The organism is Butyricimonas sp. BSD2780061689_150309_C8 (genome assembly GCF_015560935.1).
GTDB classification, from domain to species: domain Bacteria; phylum Bacteroidota; class Bacteroidia; order Bacteroidales; family Marinifilaceae; genus Butyricimonas; species Butyricimonas paravirosa.
This window is the reverse complement of sequence record NZ_JADMSV010000009.1, coordinates 12,540-29,453: the sequence shown is the minus strand read 5'-3', so window position 1 is coordinate 29,453 and position 16,914 is coordinate 12,540. Positions and strand designations below refer to the sequence as shown.

Below are 16,914 nucleotides of genomic sequence, written 5' to 3'. Positions count from 1 at the left end.
TTTCTTATTCCTAGACGTATCGCTTGTCAACGTGCAAAATTAATTTTTTTTTTGATACCAAAAGGGGCTCCACGAAATTTTATGCAAAAAATTATCTGTCTGGCGGATTATATCCTTCTTTTCCTTACTTTTGGTCATCTGTTTCACGTCCGCGTTGGAACTTGTTGCTTGTAACCACTAACAGTTGAAGTGAATGATTTTAAAGAACTTGAATATTGTCAACTATAAGAATATCGCCGAGGCGAGTGTCACGTGTAGTCCCCGGTTTAATTGTTTTATCGGGAATAACGGTGTGGGGAAGACTAATGTTCTGGATGCCGTGTACCAGTTGTCGATGTGTAAAAGCTATTTCAACTTGCCTGATGTGCAGAATATACGTCACGGGGAGGCTTTTTTCGTGATTGAAGGGCAATATGATTACGGGGAGGAGGAGATTGACGTGTACTGCGGGGTGAAGCGGGGGCAGAAGAAGATTTTTAAAAAGAATAAAAAGGCTTATACCCGGCTTTCTGATCATATCGGGTTGTTACCGTTAGTTATTATTTCACCCGCGGATGTGGTGTTGATTGATGGTGCCAGCGAGGAGAGAAGACGTTTTATTGACGGGGTGATCAGCCAGTGTGATAAGGAGTACCTGCAATTGTTGATCCGCTATAACCGGGTGTTGATGCAGCGAAACAGTTTTTTGAAGGAATATGCGGGGCGATCCATTGATGCGGATATGTTGTCCGTGTGGGACGAACAACTTGCGGACAGCGGACGTGTCATTCTTGAACGGCGTAGGGCTTTTGTGTCCGAGTTGGAGGGGATGTTTCAGGTGTATTACGACCGGGTTTCGTTGGGAAGGGAAAAGGTTATGTTGGAATATTCGACGACTATAAAGGATGATGATTTCCCGACTTCATTACGTGGTAGTTTCGAGCGGGACCGGATATTGACTTATACGACAGTGGGTGTGCATCGGGATGATTTAAACTTGAGCCTAGAAGGGTATCCCGTGAAAAAATTGGGTTCCCAAGGACAGAAGAAGAGTTTCCTGACAGCGTTGAAGTTGGCACAGTTTGCTTACTTGGTGAAACAGAAGGGGGTGAAGCCATTGTTACTGTTGGATGATATTTTTGATAAGCTGGATGCTGACCGGGTAAGCCAAATCATTCAAATTGTTTCAAGCACGGACTTTGGTCAGGTTTTTGTTACAGATACCAATCGTGAACATATTGACGAAATTTTGCAACAACATGCCATGGAATACAAGATATTTCATGTGGAGAGAGGTGAAGTGATGAATTTGTGATTAATTTACGATTTATGATCCTATGATTAAAATGTGTTAGTTGGTGAGAAAGAATCACCTAATCGTAAATTATAAATCACTAAATTTAGTGGAATCTAAAATTTAAAATCTAAAATAGTTGGGGTTGTTTAGAAAATCGTATTTTTGTAGAACGAATTTAATTGTAAAATCATAATAAATAGGAATATTTTGAAGCAGGGTAAGACGTTGACAATGGATGAACTGGTAAATCTTTACTTGGAGCAGATGGGCTTATCCCGTCAGTTCAAAGAGAGGGAGGTGTGCCAGGTTTGGCCGGATGTCGTGGGGGGAATGATTGCTTCCCGGACGAAAAGTTTACGGATTTCAGAAGGAAAAGTGTTCGTGAGTTTCACTTCTTCTGTGGTAAAGAACGAGATTCTGATGGTGAAAGAGGGACTAATAAAAGCCTTGAATGACCGGGTCGGGGATCATGTTGTGAAAGATATTGTGGTGTTCTAGGGATGGAACATTTAATAAGGATATAGATGAAATTAATTGATACGAATGATTTTTTGCTTGGCTCTCATGGGTTGAACCGGTTTCGGGAAAGTCTGGTATCCAAGTTGGTGATGTATATTTTGAGGTTGCATAAACTGGATAAGTTGAACGTGAAGGTGAATGATGACGATCCGGAAGTTCTTTTGGATAGTTTGATCGAGGCTCTGGGGGTGACGATCGACGTGAGCAAGGAAGATTTGGAGAAGATTCCCAAAGAGGGTACTTTTATCACGGTTTCCAATCACCCGTTCGGGGGATTGGATGGAATCGTGCTGGTGCGTTTGCTGTGCAAGTTGCGTCCGGATTACAAGATCATGTCTAATTTCCTTTTGAAGAAAATAGTTCCGTTACAGGATTATATCTTGGGGTTGGACCCGGAGGAGAGCAAGAAGGATTCGAATATGCGAGTGATTAAAGAGGCAATACGTCATGTCATTGACGGAAAACCTTTGGGGATATTCCCTGCCGGGGAGGTTTCTTCTTATCAGGCTGATTCGAATCACGTGGAAGATAAGGAGTGGGATTCTTCGGTGTTGAAGCTGGTGAAGATGGCGAAAGTGCCGGTCATCCCGATTTATTTTAAAGGGTCTAACAGTTTGTTGTTTTATTTGCTGGGAATGATTCACCCGGTATTGAAAACGATTAAATTGCCTTCCGAGTTATTGAATAAGAAAAACCGGGTGGTGAAGTTAAGAATCGGGAATCCGATCAGCGTGGAAACTCAGAATACTTTCCACGATATAGCCCAGTATGGCAAATTTTTGCGGGCGAAAACCTATTTGTTGGGATCTGCGTTAGAAGTAAAGAAGTTTTTTATTAAATCACAAAAAGCAATGCCTAAAGCAGAACCGGTTGCAGCAGAGACAGAGAGTGCGGTATTAAAGAAAGAAATCGAGGGTATCGCTGAAGATTACTTGTTGTTTAACATGAAAAATTACGATATATATTGTTCTCCTTCCGTGAAGATTCCGAATGTGTTGAACGAGATCGGGCGTTTGCGGGAAGTTACTTTCCGTGCGGTGGGTGAAGGTACGAATCGTAGTATTGACTTGGATGAATATGATCTTTATTACTATCACCTGTTTATTTGGGACCGGGAAGAGGAGAAAATTGTCGGGGCTTATCGCGTGGGGAAAGGAAAGGAGATTGTTGACCGTTACGGGATGAAGGGATTTTATATCAATTCGTTGTTTAAGATGCGGAAAGAAATGTTACCCGTGTTGTACGAGTCGATCGAGCTGGGACGTTCTTTTATTACGGAGGAGTACCAGCGTAAACCGCTCCCCTTGTTCATGTTGTGGAAAGGTATTCTTTATTTCTTATTGAAGAACCCTGAGTATCGTTATCTGATCGGTCCGGTGACCATCAGCGGGAAGTACACGGAAGTATCGAAAGAGCTGATTATGCGTTTTATCCAGGAAAATCATTATAGTCATGAACTGGCGAAATATGTGATCCCTCGTTCCAAGTATCAAGTACATTCAGAAGAACCCGGGGTACAGGTAATGTTGGATGCTGCCCAAAAGGATATATCCGTGCTGGACAAGATGATCGGGGATATCGAGCCATCGAGCGATAAGTTACCGGTCTTACTGAAGAAATATATTTCGTTGAATGCCAAGATTATCGGTTTTAATATCGATCCTAAGTTTAATATGTGCTTGGATGGTTTACTTATTTTAGATATTTTTGACGTGCCGATGAAGACGATCGAGTCGTTGTCAAAAGAGATAAATGATGACACGATATTGAGTCGATTTTCCTCGGATAGTGTGGAACTGTAAATTTCCGATAGAATAACATGTACGATATTTTGTATCTTTTCAAGGGAATGTTGGTTGGTTTAATGGTGTCAATACCATTAGGTCCGATGGGTGTATTAATTATCCAGAAAACCTTGCATAAGGGTGCGTTATCAGGTTTTATTGCCGGAATGGGAGCTGCCTCTGCGGATTTCTTTTACGCTTCGGTGGCGGCATTCGGGTTGGGATACGTGATAAATACCGTGCAGACTCATGAGCTATTATTACAAATTATCGGTGGGATTTTTCTTCTGTGTATCGGGTTAAAAATTTATTTTGATAACCCGATTCGCCAGATCCGTCAACGACGTCAGGGCCGGGTGAGTAAGACCGGGTTGTTGGGTGATTATCTTTCATTGTTTTTCTTGACGGTTTCCAATCCGATCACGGTGGTCGTTTTTATGGCTGTTTTTGCCGGAATGTCCGTTTTCGGGGAATCTTCTTCTATGCTGGGGGAGTTGTTGGTGGTGATCGGGGTGTTGTTAGGCGGTGGCGTGTGGTGGTACACGCTCTCGACTTTGGTAAATATCTTTCGTAAGAAGTTCCGGTTACGCGTGTTAATCACGATTAACCGAGTTTCCGGGTTAGTTATCACGATTTTGGGTGCGCTGGTTATTTTAGCCGCTTTCGCTCCTTTTAAAAATCTGGTGATTCATTGATTACTCGGTTCGGATTTTGAATTTAATTTTCCGTTCTTGATTGAAAATGCCGGGAGTCCCCCCAGACCCCGTAGGCTACTTTACAGCCGCTTTTCAGGATACTTTCTTCCAGTTTGTGCATGGATTCCGCGGCACCCTCGTGGGTTCCCGGTTTATTCTCGTAAAGTTTATAAAGGGTGCGGTTCGTTGTGGGAGTGATGTTTGGCATCACCACGTTTGCCCCGATTTCCAGCGCTTTTTCTCTCCCGGCAGGTTCAATGGCCTGGAGGGCCGTGGTGGCAGCGATGTTAATGTCCGGCATGAGAATCCGGAGGGCGGCGACCATGTGAATGGACAGACGCAATCTTTCCTGGAGGGAAAGGAGTAGATGACGATACTCGTACAAAGGGGTGGCATGGTGTTCCAGGTAAGGCCCCATACCTACCATATCGATGTCCATGGATTGTAGGAATAGTAAGTCATTTGCTAGGTCGGTGATCGTTTGAAAAGGCAATCCGATCATCACTCCGGTTCCTGTCTGATACCCGCAGCGTTGCAGGCTTTCCAGGCATCTCAATCGGGTAGTGTGAGAATGGAGCGGGTTGTTCGGGTGAATCTTGGCATATAATTCGGGATTGGATGTTTCGATGCGCAACAAATAACGATGTGCTCCGGCATCTTTCCAGCGCTTGTAAGAGTCTTCCGTTTGTTCTCCCAGCGAAAGGGTGACGCCTAGCTCGTTGTTACTGTTCTTTTTGATTTCTTGCAATAAACGGGTAATTCGATCTACAAATGCTTTATCGGAACGTTCGCCACCCTGTAACACGATGGAACCGAAATGATGCGTGTAGGCGAAGTCTGCAGCATCAAGAATTTCCTTGTCCGAAAGTGCATATCGGGCTGTTTCCGTGTTGGATTTCCGGATGCCGCAATAAAAACAGTCTTTGGTACAGATGTTGGAGATTTCAATTAATCCCCGGAGGTAGACGTTGTTACCGATGGTTTCGTTCTTTATTCTTTTCGATTCCGAGTAAAGCCGGTTTTCTTCTTCTCCCTGACAAGTCAGCATGTTTTCCAATTCCGGCAGCGTATATATTTTTTTCATGCGATTTTCCTTTTTACAAAAGTAGGAAAAAGGCTCGATTTTACTAAATTTGTTCCTGTGAAAAAAGCGAAGCTTTTTTTCGTTTATAAGGTTTATAAAGTTATAAGGTTCGTAAAGTACTTTATAAACTTTATGTACCTTATGAACTTTATAAACTGACTAAAATGGTGAAGAAAATTGCATTAATCGTTTTTGGAGTTGTCCTTCTCGGAGGAATAGGATTTGCGCTATGGTGGGTGAACGAGCGGGAACGGGAGGTTGATGTTCCGAAGGAATCGTTTATTCCCTATAATTCAGCTGTTGTGGTTAATGTGAATGCGAACGCAAATTTGTCATCGAAAATTGCTATTGCTTTTGACCGGGAGATCAAGACGTTCCGGGAAAGTATGTTGTGTCGGGTGGTGGATACGTTGAAACAGGTGTCTCAGGTAGATACTTCTTCCTACGTGATGGCGATTCGGGTGGAGGGAAAACAAACGATTCGGTTTTTGTACGTGTTAAACCGAAGTGGCTTGTTTTCCAGGGGGGATGTACATGCTTTTTTACAAAAAATGTTTGCCGGAGTGCAGGTGAAAGAGCGAAAATATAATAACCAGAAGATATACTTGGCAAGTCGGGGAAAGGATGAGGTGTGTTACGCTGTTGTCGGTGGTATGGTGCTGGTTTCTAACTCCGAGCTATACGTGGAGGATGCCGTGAACCAGTTGAGTAATCCCGGTGAAGATGAGAAAGACGGGGCGCCTCGTTTTAAAAACGTGAATCGTTATTTCTCCGCGGGAGCCGGTCTGAACGTGTTCTTGAACACGACTTGTTTTTCCGATCTACTTCCTTTGTTATTGCAGAAGGATTTTATTGCTAAACAGACGAATATTGCCAAGTGGTTCAAGTGGGGGGCGTTAGATGGTGAAATAAAACCGAGTGGCGTCAGTTTTAACGGTTTTGTGCATTATGACGGGTTGAAAGCCGCTTTCCCCGTTGCCTTTAAGGGACAACTTCCCCAGGATTCCAAACTGGATGCCGTGATGCCTGCCAACGTGAAAAGTGTTAGTATTCTGGCTCTGAATGACGTGAAGAATTATCTGGCATCTCTTGAGGCTTATCGTTATGGGGCGGGACAGATCGAGAATGTTCGGAAAAGAAAACAGGAGTTTGCCCGTCTTTTCGGGGATAAATTGGAGGAAGAGTGGCAGGCTTTGTTGAAAGGTGAATGGGGAAAAGGGACGCTTTCTTATGACGCGAGCCGGAAACAGGAGGAAGGGATCGTGGTGGTTCACGTGAAAGCCGGGAGCCTAGCTAGAGGATTACTGGAAAAGATGTTAAAATCGTATGCCTCGAAGTCCGGGACTTCTGAAATTTCGTTATATCGTTCATTTGCCTTGGATAAAGATAAAAAAGTGAGTTACTTTAAGATGCCTGTTCCCGATTTTGCCGGCGTGATGTGGGGATACGTGTTGGGAGGAATAGCAACGAATTATGTGTTGGTGGAGGATAATTACGTGGTGTTTGCTTCTTCTGAAAGAGGTCTTCAAGCGTTTGCGAGTGATTATATGCGTCGTTTGAGCGTGAGAGAGCAGGAATGGTACCAGAAGTTGAGAACGAAATTGTCCTCGAAGTTTAACTGGATGTATTTGTCCGAGATGGTTTCGATGTTACCTTATTACGAACAGGTGACTAAAGGGACTTTGCGTGAGTTGTTAGAGAGAAATAAAGAGGGGATGGAGGTATTTTCTTCTCTTGGGTTACAATGGGTGTGCGAGGGTGATATGCTGTATCACACGTTGTTTTTAAGTACGGAAGAGGTGGAGCAGAAACAGGCTCAGATCATGTGGCAGACACGATTGGATGCCAGAATGAGTATGAAACCGGCAATCGTGGTGAATCATAACACGGGAGAACGTGAACTTTTCGTGCAGGACGAGGGAAACACGATTTACTTGATTAATGACGTGGGACGTATTTTGTGGAAATTGCCGATCGAGGGGAAGATCAATAGTGAGGTTTATCAAGTAGATATGTTTAAAAACGGGAAGTTACAATATTTATTTTCTACACCAAGCCATCTTTATTTGATTGATCGTAATGGTAATTATTTACCTCGTTTCCCGCTGGCGTTCAAGTCTCCTTGCGAACAGGGAATTTCTGTGGCTGATTACGAGAATAACAAGAATTATCGGGTATTTGCTCCCGGGGTGGATCATCACGTGTATTTGTACGAGTTGTCGGGTAATTTCGTGAAAGGTTGGGATGTGCCAAAGAGTGACAATGATATTGTATCTAAAATCTATCATTTCCGGGTGGATGGAAAGGATTATCTTGTGTATGCAGATCAGTATCGCTTGTATATTCTGGATCGTAAGGGAAAAGAACGGGTGAAGGTGTCTACCCTGTTGAATTTATCCGGTAACACGCCTTTGTACTTGACGAGGCAGGATGGTCAGATGAAGATCGCTTTCTCGGATATTAACGGGGAGATCGTACTGGTTGATTTCCGGGGCCGTGTCGAGCGGGTCAAGGGAGAGAAAATGGTCGGTGGCGGAATACTCAACGTGGAAGATATTAATAGTGACGGGCAGGATGAGTTTGTTTATTCTCGGAAAGATATGCTTTGCGTGTATGATGTTCAAGGTAAATTGCTGTTGGAGAAATGCTGGGAAAATGCCGAGCTGAGTTTCCCGTATGTTTATCGTTTCTCGGCCCGGGATTCGAGAATTGGGGTTATGGATGGTAAAGGGGAACGTCTTTTCTTGTTGGATATGAAAGATGTTTCCAAAGGTTTTCCTATACGTGGAAATTCCCCGTTTTCGATCGCTTTCGGAGATAGGGGAAATGCAGGATTTTATTTGTTCGCCGGGAGTGATGGGACGCATTTGTTGAAATACCGGGTTTTGCGATAGTCGTGTTTGTTCTTTACCAACTTTTTACCAACTTTTTACCAACGCTTGTACCTGTTCGTTAAGGGCGAGATGTCTCTTCGATAGTTCTTCGTTCCCAAGAAGGGGTGTATATCGGATGGATAACGAATAGATGTAAGTGTATCTGTTTCGCTAACATGGCGTTACATGGATATTGTCGTTTTTTTGCTTTTTTTTGAAATTAATGGTAAACTTGCAATAGAAAAAATGTATATAAGCGTTATTGTATGAAAATGATAAAATTCGGGTTAGCTTTATTTTGGGTGACATTGATTGCTGGTAGTGCCTTTGCACAAAACGTGGGAAAGTTGAGAAACTATTTGGAAAAAAATAAGTTGGAAAGTGTGGCGGGGCAAGGGTTTGCCAAGAAAAAATTGACAGCAACAGGGGCCCGGGATGCCGGGATTGTACTGGTTGAGGCATGGGAAAAAGAGATTAAAGAGAAATATCATCGTTCTTGGGGATTGAAAACTTTTAACCGGGAGGGGTTACAGATGAAGTTTGATTACCGGGTATTTGGTGAGAAAACGGCGGATGGGCGTAGCCTGTACATATCCATGCATGGAGGGGGTAATGCTCCGGAGGCATTAAACACCCAGCAATGGCAGAATCAGATTCGTTTGTACGAGCCGGCGGAAGGAGTTTATGTGGCCCCGAGGGCGCCTTGGGATGATTGGAATATGTGGTTTAAACCGGGATTGGACGAGTTCTTCGAGGCGTTGATTCAAACGGCTATCGTGGAGATGGGGGTGAATCCGGATAAGGTATATCTGTTGGGGTATTCTGCCGGTGGAGATGGTGTGTGGAGAATGGCACCCCGTATGGCCGATCGCTGGGCGGCAGCCTCGATGATGGCCGGGCATCCGGGAGAAGCTTCGCAGGTGAATTTGCGTCACGTTCCTTTTATGATCTGGATGGGAGAAAATGACGGGGCATACGACCGGAATAAGTTGGCGGTAGCGAAAGGGAACGTGTTGGATTCTTTACAGCAAGTGGAGCCGGAAAGGTATATACACGAAACGCATATTGTGAAAGGCAAGGGGCATTGGATGGATCGGGCAGATACGGCAGCAATTGCGTGGATGGCTAAATACAAAAGAAATGCTTTGCCGAAAGAGATTGTCTGGCGTCAGAAAGAGGTGGTTCGTCCGTCCATGTACTGGGTGGGAGTAAATCCGGCAGATGCTCGTCCGGGAATGACCGTGGTGGCGGAACTTGCCAGAAATGAAGTGAAAATCGTGAAGAGTGATTATCCGAAATTAAGAGTTTATCTGAATGATAAGATGGTGGATATGGATAAGCCGGTAAAGGTTACTTATCAAGGAAGGACGTTGTTTGAGGGGAAGGTGGAGAGAACGATGGGATGCTTGGCAAAAACTTTGCAGGAAAGGGGAGACCGGGAATTGATGTTTAGCGGGTACGTGGATGTGGAAATAAAATAACTTTCATATAAAAAAGGAGTCCTCGATTTTTCGAGGATCCTTTTTATGTGAAAGTATTACTTTATAAAGCGTTTGCATCAACAACCACGTCTTTATTGTATTCTCCGTTAGCTAATTTTTGGGCAACATTCTTGAATGCTTTTACAGTGTATTCCACGTCTTCCAAGGTGTGCATAGCTGTCGGGATCAAGCGGAGTAATAATTGACCTTTCGGGATAACCGGATAAACCACGATAGAACAGAACAAGTTATAGTTCTCTCTTAAATCCATGGCAACCTGTGTTCCTTCAGCCACACTACCGGACAAATAGACAGGAGTAACCGGAGAATTGGTTCTTCCGATATTCAATCCGTCAGCTTTCAATCCGGCTTGGAGAGCTCTTACGATAGTCCATAATTTTTCACGCAATTCCGGTTTAGTTCTCAATAGTTCCAAACGTTTGATCGCACCTTCAACCATAGGCATCGGGAGTGATTTTGCGAAGGTCTGAGAACGCATGTTATATCTCAAATACATACAAATATCTTCATCACAAGCGATGAATGCACCGATACCTGCCATTGCTTTAGCAAAGGTTGCAAAGTAAAGGTCGATACCGTCCATTACACCGAAATGATCTCCTGTTCCGGCTCCGTGAGGTCCCATGGTTCCGAATCCGTGAGCGTCATCCACGAGTAAACGGAAATTGAAGTCTTTCTTTAAAGCTACAATCTCGTCCAATTTACCAAGGTCACCTGCCATACCGAATAAACCTTCCGTAATCACCAAGATACCACCACCGGTGTTTTCCACCCATTTGGTTGCTCTTTCCAGTTGTTTACGCAAGCTTTCCATGTCATTATGCTGGTACACATATCTTTTTGCCGGAGACAAACGAAGACCATCCATGATACAAGCATGGTCTTCAGCATCGTACACGATACAATCATGACGGCTGGTCATGGCATCAATGATAGAAACCATTCCTTGGTAACCGAAGTTTAATAAGAAAGCGTCCGGTTTTCCCACAAATTCTGCTAATTGAGATTCCAAGTACTCGTGACGAGAAGTTTGCCCACTCATCATCCGCGCCCCCATTGGGTAAGCCATACCATATCTTGCAGCAGCCTCGGCGTCAGCTTTACGTACTTCCGGGTCGTTTGCAAGACCGATATAATTGTTTAAACTCCAGTTTAAAACTTCCTTACCGCGGAATTTCATGCGGGGACCAATTTCGCCCTCTAATTTCGGGAAAGAGAAATAGCCATGAGCTTGTTTGGCATATTGACCAATGTTTCCCTTCTGTTGTCTTACTCTTTCAAAAATGTCCACTTCGATAAATATTTTGAAATTCTTAATCTTATTATTTACAATATGGAAACAAAGGTAACTAAAAAAATGTATTCCAAATAAGTTCTTTTGAAAAGTTGCGGTTTCGGATGTGGAAATACGTTTAAATACTTAGTCCGTTTTTATGCGGTTGCAGAAAAATAGACAGCACTACAAGTGGCAGGTTATAGATACTTGCCTTTTTTTGTTTTTAATTTTTATCTTGCTTTGATCATAAATAGTCAATCATAAGTTGTAAATTATTTTGTGGATTGATATTTATAATTTATCTTTGCGTGATGCAAAAAAGGCACTTTATGATGAAGAATTTTATAGGATTTCTGCTTGTAATAATTTTGATGAGTTCATGTAGTGAGTATCAGAAACTCTTAAAAAGTGGTGATTCTCAGGCTATGTATAAGAAAGCGGTAGAGTATTATAATAATGGAGATTACACGAAAGCATCCAATTTATTCGATGGAATTCGGATGGTTTTTCAGGGAACATCCAAGGCTCAGAGTGTGGCTTATTACCGGGCTTTCTGTAGTTATAACCAAAAAGATTATGAAGTTGCGGCAGAATTGTTTAAACAATTCGTTTCTATTTATCCGGAAAGTTCCTACGTGGAAGAATGTTTATACATGATCGGGTATTGTAATTTCTTGGCTTCTCCGAAAGCGAGATTGGATCAGACCGTGACAGAGAAAGCAATGGAAAGTTTTCAACTTTATTTGAGCCGTTACCCGAACAGTTCCCGTAAAGAGCAAATTCATGAATACATGGATGAGATGAGGGACAAGTTATCTTACAAGGATTATTTGAGTGCGAGAAATTACTATTTGAGAGAAAAATATAAATCGGCCGTAGTGAGTCTTGAGAATTGTTTAAAGGATTACCCTGGATCTAAATATCGGGAAGAAATCATGTACATGTTGTTCAATTCCAAGTACGAGATGGCTGTAAATAGTGTTGAAGATAAACAATATGAACGTTATAATGCGGCTAAAGAGGAGTATTATTATTTCCTTGATGAATACCCGGAAAGTCGTTATGCCAAGGAAATGGCTCGAAAATATGAAATCATCAACGAGTTCTTGAAACCGTATGATGTTGATGAAGAAGAATAACCAGATAAAACAATAATATTCAAATTAACCATGGTAGATTTTAAGAAAGTTAAAGCGCCGAATAATACTATTACCCGGAATCCGGCATCATTGGCCAGTAAAGCGGATAACATCTACGAGGCAGTAGCCGTGATCGGTAAAAGGGCTAATCAGATTTCGGTTGAAATGAAAGAGGAGTTAAGTAGGAAACTTCAAGAGTTTGCCTCTTATGCGGATAATTTGGAAGAGATATTTGAAAATCGGGAACAGATCGAGATTTCCAAGTATTACGAGCGTTTGCCGAAACCCGTGTTGATTGCTACCCAGGAATTTGAGGACGGGGACATTTATTTCCGTGTTTCCTCGAAAGAGAAAGGTGATGCAAATAATGCAGACGAGGAATAGTCCCTGTCTTTAAGGAAAAGAATATACCTGAGAGTGTTATACTTTCAGGTTTTTTGTTTTAAATTTGCCAAGCAGTTCATCTTTCTTTGGTATTTGAATTCGAGAAACGTGAATTTATAACGTTATAAATAAGGTGATGTTAAAAGGAAAACATATTATATTGGGAGTGACGGGCAGTATTGCCGCGTACAAGGCCGCAACATTAACTCGTCTGCTTGTGAAAGAAGGGGCGAGCGTGAAAGTGGTTATGACCCCCTTGGCGAAAGAGTTTATTACTCCCTTGACAATGGCGACTCTTTCCAAGAGTCCGATTATGGTCGATTTTTATAACCCGGAAAATGGGGATTGGAACTCTCATGTTGATTTGGGGTTGTGGGCTGATTTGTATCTGATAGCTCCGGCCTCTGCGAACACGATAGGAAAGATGGCGGGAGGTATAGCAGATAATCTTTTGCTAACGACATATTTGTCTGCAAAATGTCCGGTGATGGTTGCTCCGGCAATGGATTTGGATATGTATAAACATCCGGCAACGCAGCGGAATTTGAAGGTATTGCAATCTTTTGGTAATATTATTATCGAACCGGAAAGTGGGGAACTGGCTAGTGGGTTGATAGGGAAAGGACGAATGGAGGAACCGGAAAGGATAGTTGCTTTTATTACTGATTATTTTGCTCGGCAGGCGGATTTCAAAGGTAAAAAAGTTGTGGTAACGGCAGGGCCTACTTACGAGAAAATAGATCCTGTACGTTTTATCGGGAATTACTCTTCCGGAAAAATGGGCTTGGCTATTGCGGAGGAACTTGCAGGACGGGGGGCAGAAGTGGTGCTTGTGTGTGGTCCTGTAAATCTGAAAACGAGTCACCCTGCGATTCGTCGGGTGGACGTGGAGTCTGCAGCTCAGATGTACGAAGTAACGTCAAAAGAGTTTGTCAACAGTGATGTCGCGGTTTTGAGTGCTGCTGTGGCTGATTTTACCCCGAAGGAAAAAGCCGATCACAAAATTAAACGGGGTAAGGATGATCTGTTGCTGGAATTGCTGCCGACAAAAGATATTGCTGCTGAATTAGGAAGAATAAAAACTGTGTCGCAATTATTAGTCGGGTTTGCCTTGGAAACGAATGATGAAGAGATGAACGCTCTTTCTAAGATGCAACGAAAGAATTTGGATATGATCGTCTTGAACAGTTTGAATGATAAGGGAGCGGGTTTTAGTGTAGATACGAATAAGGTGACAATTCTGGATAAAGCAGGAGATAAGACTGTCTATGAGTTGAAGACAAAGGTGGAGGTAGCTAAAGATATAGTCGATCAGATTGCTTCCCGGTTATAGTTTATACATGGGATTTTTGGGGTGAATTTTTTTTCTTGTAACTGGTTCGTTTGCAGGAATTCTCGTTTTTGTGAGAAATATTTTGGAAAATAAATTGGAAAATCGTTTTGTTCGGATGGAAATTATGCATAATTTTGTATTCCGATATGAAGATAGAACATCAAAATATTCGGCGAAGATTGTTTTTATGCCTGCAGTTTAGGCAGAGACATGATCGTTGTTTTAACAAGATACAGAAAACCAACATTGTCGTTAGTTGACATTGTTGGTTTTTTTTTATATGGGAGAGTATGAACGAACATAAACACTTTTAATATATAGAATTATGAATAAACGTAGCTTAGTATCCATTACCGACTACTCGAAAGAGGACATTTTGGAAGTATTGAAAATAGCTTCTGAATTTGAGAAAAACCCAAATCGTAATTTATTAGAGGGTAAGGTGGTTGCTTCCCTGTTTTTCGAGCCATCTACTCGTACGCGTTTGAGTTTCGAAACAGCTATTAGTAGAATGGGAGGTCGTATTGTCGGATTTTCCGATGCTTCATCCTCTAGTACGACAAAAGGGGAATCATTGAAAGATACGACCAAGATGGTGGATAACTACTGCGACTTGATTGTGATGCGTCATCCTTTGGAGGGTGCAGCCCGTTTTGCCAGTGAGGTTGCTGATGTGCCGGTAATTAATGCGGGAGATGGTGCCAATCAACACCCGACTCAAACCATGTTGGATTTGTATTCTATCTATAAAACGCAGGGGACCCTTGAAAATCTGAATATTTTCATGGTTGGGGACTTGAAATACGGAAGAACAGTCCATTCTTTATTACAGGCAATGAGCCATTTTAACCCGACGTTCCACTTTATTTCCCCGAAAGAATTGGAGATGCCGAAAGCCTACAAGTTATTCTTGGATGAATTGCATATTCCTTATTACGAGCATACCGAACTAGATGACGTGATCAATGATGCGGACATTCTTTATATGACACGCGTACAACGGGAGCGTTTTGCAGATCCGTTGGAGTACGAGAAAGTGAAGAATGTTTATATCTTGAAAAACTCCATGCTGGCTGGGACAAAAGATAACATGAGGATTCTTCACCCGCTACCTCGTGTGAATGAGATCAGCGAGGATGTGGACGATAACAAGAAGGCATATTACTTCCAGCAGGCTTTGAACGGGGTATACACTCGTCAAGCAATTATTTTCAAGACATTAGATTTAAAATGGTAATTAAAGAACAAAGAGATATGGCAGCAAAGAAAGAATTACAGGTTAGTGCCGTGGAGAACGGAACGGTAATAGATCATATTCCTGCAGAGAAATTATTTGACGTGATTAACGTGTTGGGAATCCAGAATTTGGAGAATACGGTAACTTTTGGTTACAACTTAATTAGTAGCAAGTTAGGTAAAAAAGGAATTATCAAGATTTGGGATAAATTCTTGAAAGATGATGAGATAAACAAGTTGGCTTTAGTTGCTCCGACGGCAAAAATCAATATTATAAGAGATTTCGAAGTTGCGGAGAAAAAAGCGGTTATGGTGCCAGAACACGTGGAGGGAATTGCTAAATGTGTGAACCCGAAATGTATTACCAACAACCAGAATGTTCGTACGAAATTCGATGTTGTCGGGAGTTCTCCTATCGTGTTGAAGTGTCACTATTGCGAGAAACTAACTGATCAAGAACACATTGTAATCATTTAACGATACAAAGCTAGTTACAAAAAGAATAGAGATACATAAGTATCTCTATTCTTTTGTTGCTAAACTTCTTTCTTTTTGTTTGTTTTTTAACGATTTGCTGGTTATAAACTTGATGTAATCGTAAGAGGAATATTTTTCCACTTTTTTGGTAATCAAATTGAACCTTTCTCTTGTTTTTTGTTGTTTTACAGCTAAAGTTCCGAAGTCTTGAATCGTAACTTTTTCACCTGCTTCAAGAGATTCCAGTATACAACTGATAAAAGTGTTAATGATTAATGCAGAAGTTGCTTGGGTGTGTCCACTTCTTTCTGCTACTTTTTTAGTGAGTTCTCTTTTGTTCATAATCAATTTGTTATATAATTCTACATACCGAATGTGAATTCGATTTTCATATGATTTAACGCCTTATTTAAAACTATTTGTCAGACTAAACGTTCATTAAAGTTGACACTGCTTTTTGCATGAAAGATTAGATTTTTTTATATACCTTTTCTTTCGTGTAAGGGTCTTGTTAGTAATATTTTTGCAAGAATTCATCATGTTTCTCCTAAAATTTGGTATATTTGTCTAGTAAAATGAACGTTTTACTTGACACCTGTGTGATTTGTTTGTTTATATTTGTGATTCTGAATTTTTTTATAAAATGACTATTAATGTCTTTGTTTTAATTTATTTTGTAAAACGGAAGGGTTATGACAATAGCATATTTAAGGGTAAGCACAGGGAAACAACATCTTGAGAATCAGAAAGAAGAAATTGAAAAATTTGCTGCAAGGAAAAACTTGACCGTAAACCGTTGGGTGACGGAAGTGGTAAGTGGCAAAAAGAAAGAGCATGACCGGAAATTAGGGCGATTGTTGAAAAGTTTGAAAAAGGGAGATGTGTTAATCGTTACTGAATTATCCCGATTAAGCCGGACTTTGCTAGACATAATGTCGATACTTCATCGTTGTCTTGAAATGAATATAACGGTATATAGTACAAAAGATGGTTATGCTTTTGACAATAGCATCAATAGTAAAGTTTTAGCTTTTGCTTTTGCCTTGGTGGCAGAAATTGAGCATAATCTGATTTCGATGAGGACTAAAGAAGCTTTGGCTCACCGGAAGTCGGAAGGCGTGCGTTTGGGGCGTCCACCGGGAAAAGGGAAGCAAAACGTGTTGCTGGATAACCGGGAAGAGATTAGTCATTTGCTTGAAGAGGGGATGTCCGTGTCGGCTGTTTGCCGAATCTATCATATCTCACGAGAAACATTTTATGCTGTAAACCGAAAGTATCAGCTTTTCTAAAAAAGAAAAAGCTGAACGTGCATGACGTTCAGCTTGTATGGAGAATT

General features: G+C 41.7%; 15 protein-coding genes. 12 read left to right on the top strand and 3 right to left on the bottom strand.

Annotation, left to right across the window (positions count from 1 at the left end):
• The first annotated feature begins 193 nt into the window (after positions 1-193).
• The 4 genes from recF (at position 194) to I2I33_RS09205 (ending at position 4,274) form a co-directional block, all read left to right on the top strand.
• A complete protein-coding gene (gene recF, locus I2I33_RS09220; RefSeq protein ID WP_087421726.1) occupies positions 194-1,294 on the top strand; it encodes a DNA replication/repair protein RecF in 1,101 nt (366 codons plus the stop codon).
• Between the two features lie 189 nt (positions 1,295-1,483).
• Positions 1,484-1,774: a DUF721 domain-containing protein gene (locus I2I33_RS09215; RefSeq protein WP_229128248.1), complete on the top strand. Its 291-nt coding sequence runs from the start codon at positions 1,484-1,486 to the stop codon at positions 1,772-1,774.
• A gap of 26 nt (positions 1,775-1,800) precedes the next feature.
• The gene (locus I2I33_RS09210) at positions 1,801-3,597 is read left to right on the top strand and encodes a lysophospholipid acyltransferase family protein (RefSeq protein ID WP_087421728.1); all 1,797 of its coding nucleotides are present in this window, start codon (positions 1,801-1,803) and stop codon (positions 3,595-3,597) included.
• Positions 3,598-3,614: 17 nt separating this feature from the next.
• A complete protein-coding gene (locus I2I33_RS09205; RefSeq protein ID WP_087421729.1) occupies positions 3,615-4,274 on the top strand; it encodes a LysE family translocator in 660 nt (219 codons plus the stop codon).
• 22 nt (positions 4,275-4,296) lie between these two features.
• On the opposite strand, the gene hydE is transcribed toward I2I33_RS09205, so the two are convergent.
• The gene (hydE, locus tag I2I33_RS09200) at positions 4,297-5,358 is read right to left on the bottom strand and encodes a [FeFe] hydrogenase H-cluster radical SAM maturase HydE (RefSeq protein WP_087421730.1); all 1,062 of its coding nucleotides are present in this window, start codon (positions 5,356-5,358) and stop codon (positions 4,297-4,299) included.
• 164 nt (positions 5,359-5,522) lie between these two features.
• On the opposite strand from hydE, the gene I2I33_RS09195 reads away from it, so the two are divergent.
• Together I2I33_RS09195 and I2I33_RS09190 are read left to right on the top strand one after the other, a co-directional pair.
• Positions 5,523-8,252, top strand: a complete 2,730-nt coding sequence (locus I2I33_RS09195; protein WP_087421731.1) for a hypothetical protein — start codon at positions 5,523-5,525, stop codon at positions 8,250-8,252.
• 245 nt (positions 8,253-8,497) lie between these two features.
• Positions 8,498-9,712, top strand: coding sequence for an alpha/beta hydrolase (locus I2I33_RS09190; RefSeq protein ID WP_195666794.1), 1,215 nt, complete (start codon positions 8,498-8,500; stop codon positions 9,710-9,712).
• A gap of 61 nt (positions 9,713-9,773) precedes the next feature.
• On the opposite strand, the gene I2I33_RS09185 is transcribed toward I2I33_RS09190, so the two are convergent.
• The gene (locus tag I2I33_RS09185; RefSeq protein ID WP_087421733.1) at positions 9,774-11,024 is read right to left on the bottom strand and encodes an aminotransferase class I/II-fold pyridoxal phosphate-dependent enzyme; all 1,251 of its coding nucleotides are present in this window, start codon (positions 11,022-11,024) and stop codon (positions 9,774-9,776) included.
• A 314-nt stretch (positions 11,025-11,338) separates the two neighbouring features.
• Between I2I33_RS09185 and I2I33_RS09180 the strand changes: the two genes are divergently transcribed.
• The 5 genes from I2I33_RS09180 to pyrI all read left to right on the top strand — a co-directional run bounded on the left by I2I33_RS09180 (position 11,339) and on the right by pyrI (position 15,578).
• On the top strand, positions 11,339-12,148 hold the full coding sequence (locus I2I33_RS09180) for an outer membrane protein assembly factor BamD (RefSeq protein WP_087421734.1): 810 nt from the start codon (positions 11,339-11,341) through the stop codon (positions 12,146-12,148).
• Positions 12,149-12,178: 30 nt separating this feature from the next.
• Positions 12,179-12,532, top strand: coding sequence for a DNA-directed RNA polymerase subunit omega (locus I2I33_RS09175; protein WP_027203087.1), 354 nt, complete (start codon positions 12,179-12,181; stop codon positions 12,530-12,532).
• A 133-nt stretch (positions 12,533-12,665) separates the two neighbouring features.
• Positions 12,666-13,865, top strand: coding sequence for a bifunctional phosphopantothenoylcysteine decarboxylase/phosphopantothenate--cysteine ligase CoaBC (gene coaBC, locus I2I33_RS09170; protein ID WP_087421735.1), 1,200 nt, complete (start codon positions 12,666-12,668; stop codon positions 13,863-13,865).
• A 325-nt stretch (positions 13,866-14,190) separates the two neighbouring features.
• Positions 14,191-15,102, top strand: a complete 912-nt coding sequence (gene pyrB / locus I2I33_RS09165; protein ID WP_087421736.1) for an aspartate carbamoyltransferase — start codon at positions 14,191-14,193, stop codon at positions 15,100-15,102.
• Between the two features lie 17 nt (positions 15,103-15,119).
• A complete protein-coding gene (gene pyrI, locus I2I33_RS09160) occupies positions 15,120-15,578 on the top strand; it encodes an aspartate carbamoyltransferase regulatory subunit (RefSeq protein WP_162613827.1) in 459 nt (152 codons plus the stop codon).
• A 45-nt stretch (positions 15,579-15,623) separates the two neighbouring features.
• Here the strand turns inward: pyrI and I2I33_RS09155 are convergent, their stop codons facing one another.
• Complete coding sequence (locus I2I33_RS09155; RefSeq protein WP_255378869.1) at positions 15,624-15,953, bottom strand: HU family DNA-binding protein; 330 nt, start codon at positions 15,951-15,953, stop codon at positions 15,624-15,626.
• A 317-nt stretch (positions 15,954-16,270) separates the two neighbouring features.
• On the opposite strand from I2I33_RS09155, the gene I2I33_RS09150 reads away from it, so the two are divergent.
• Complete coding sequence (locus tag I2I33_RS09150; protein WP_087421739.1) at positions 16,271-16,867, top strand: recombinase family protein; 597 nt, start codon at positions 16,271-16,273, stop codon at positions 16,865-16,867.
• Positions 16,868-16,914: the final 47 nt, after the last annotated feature.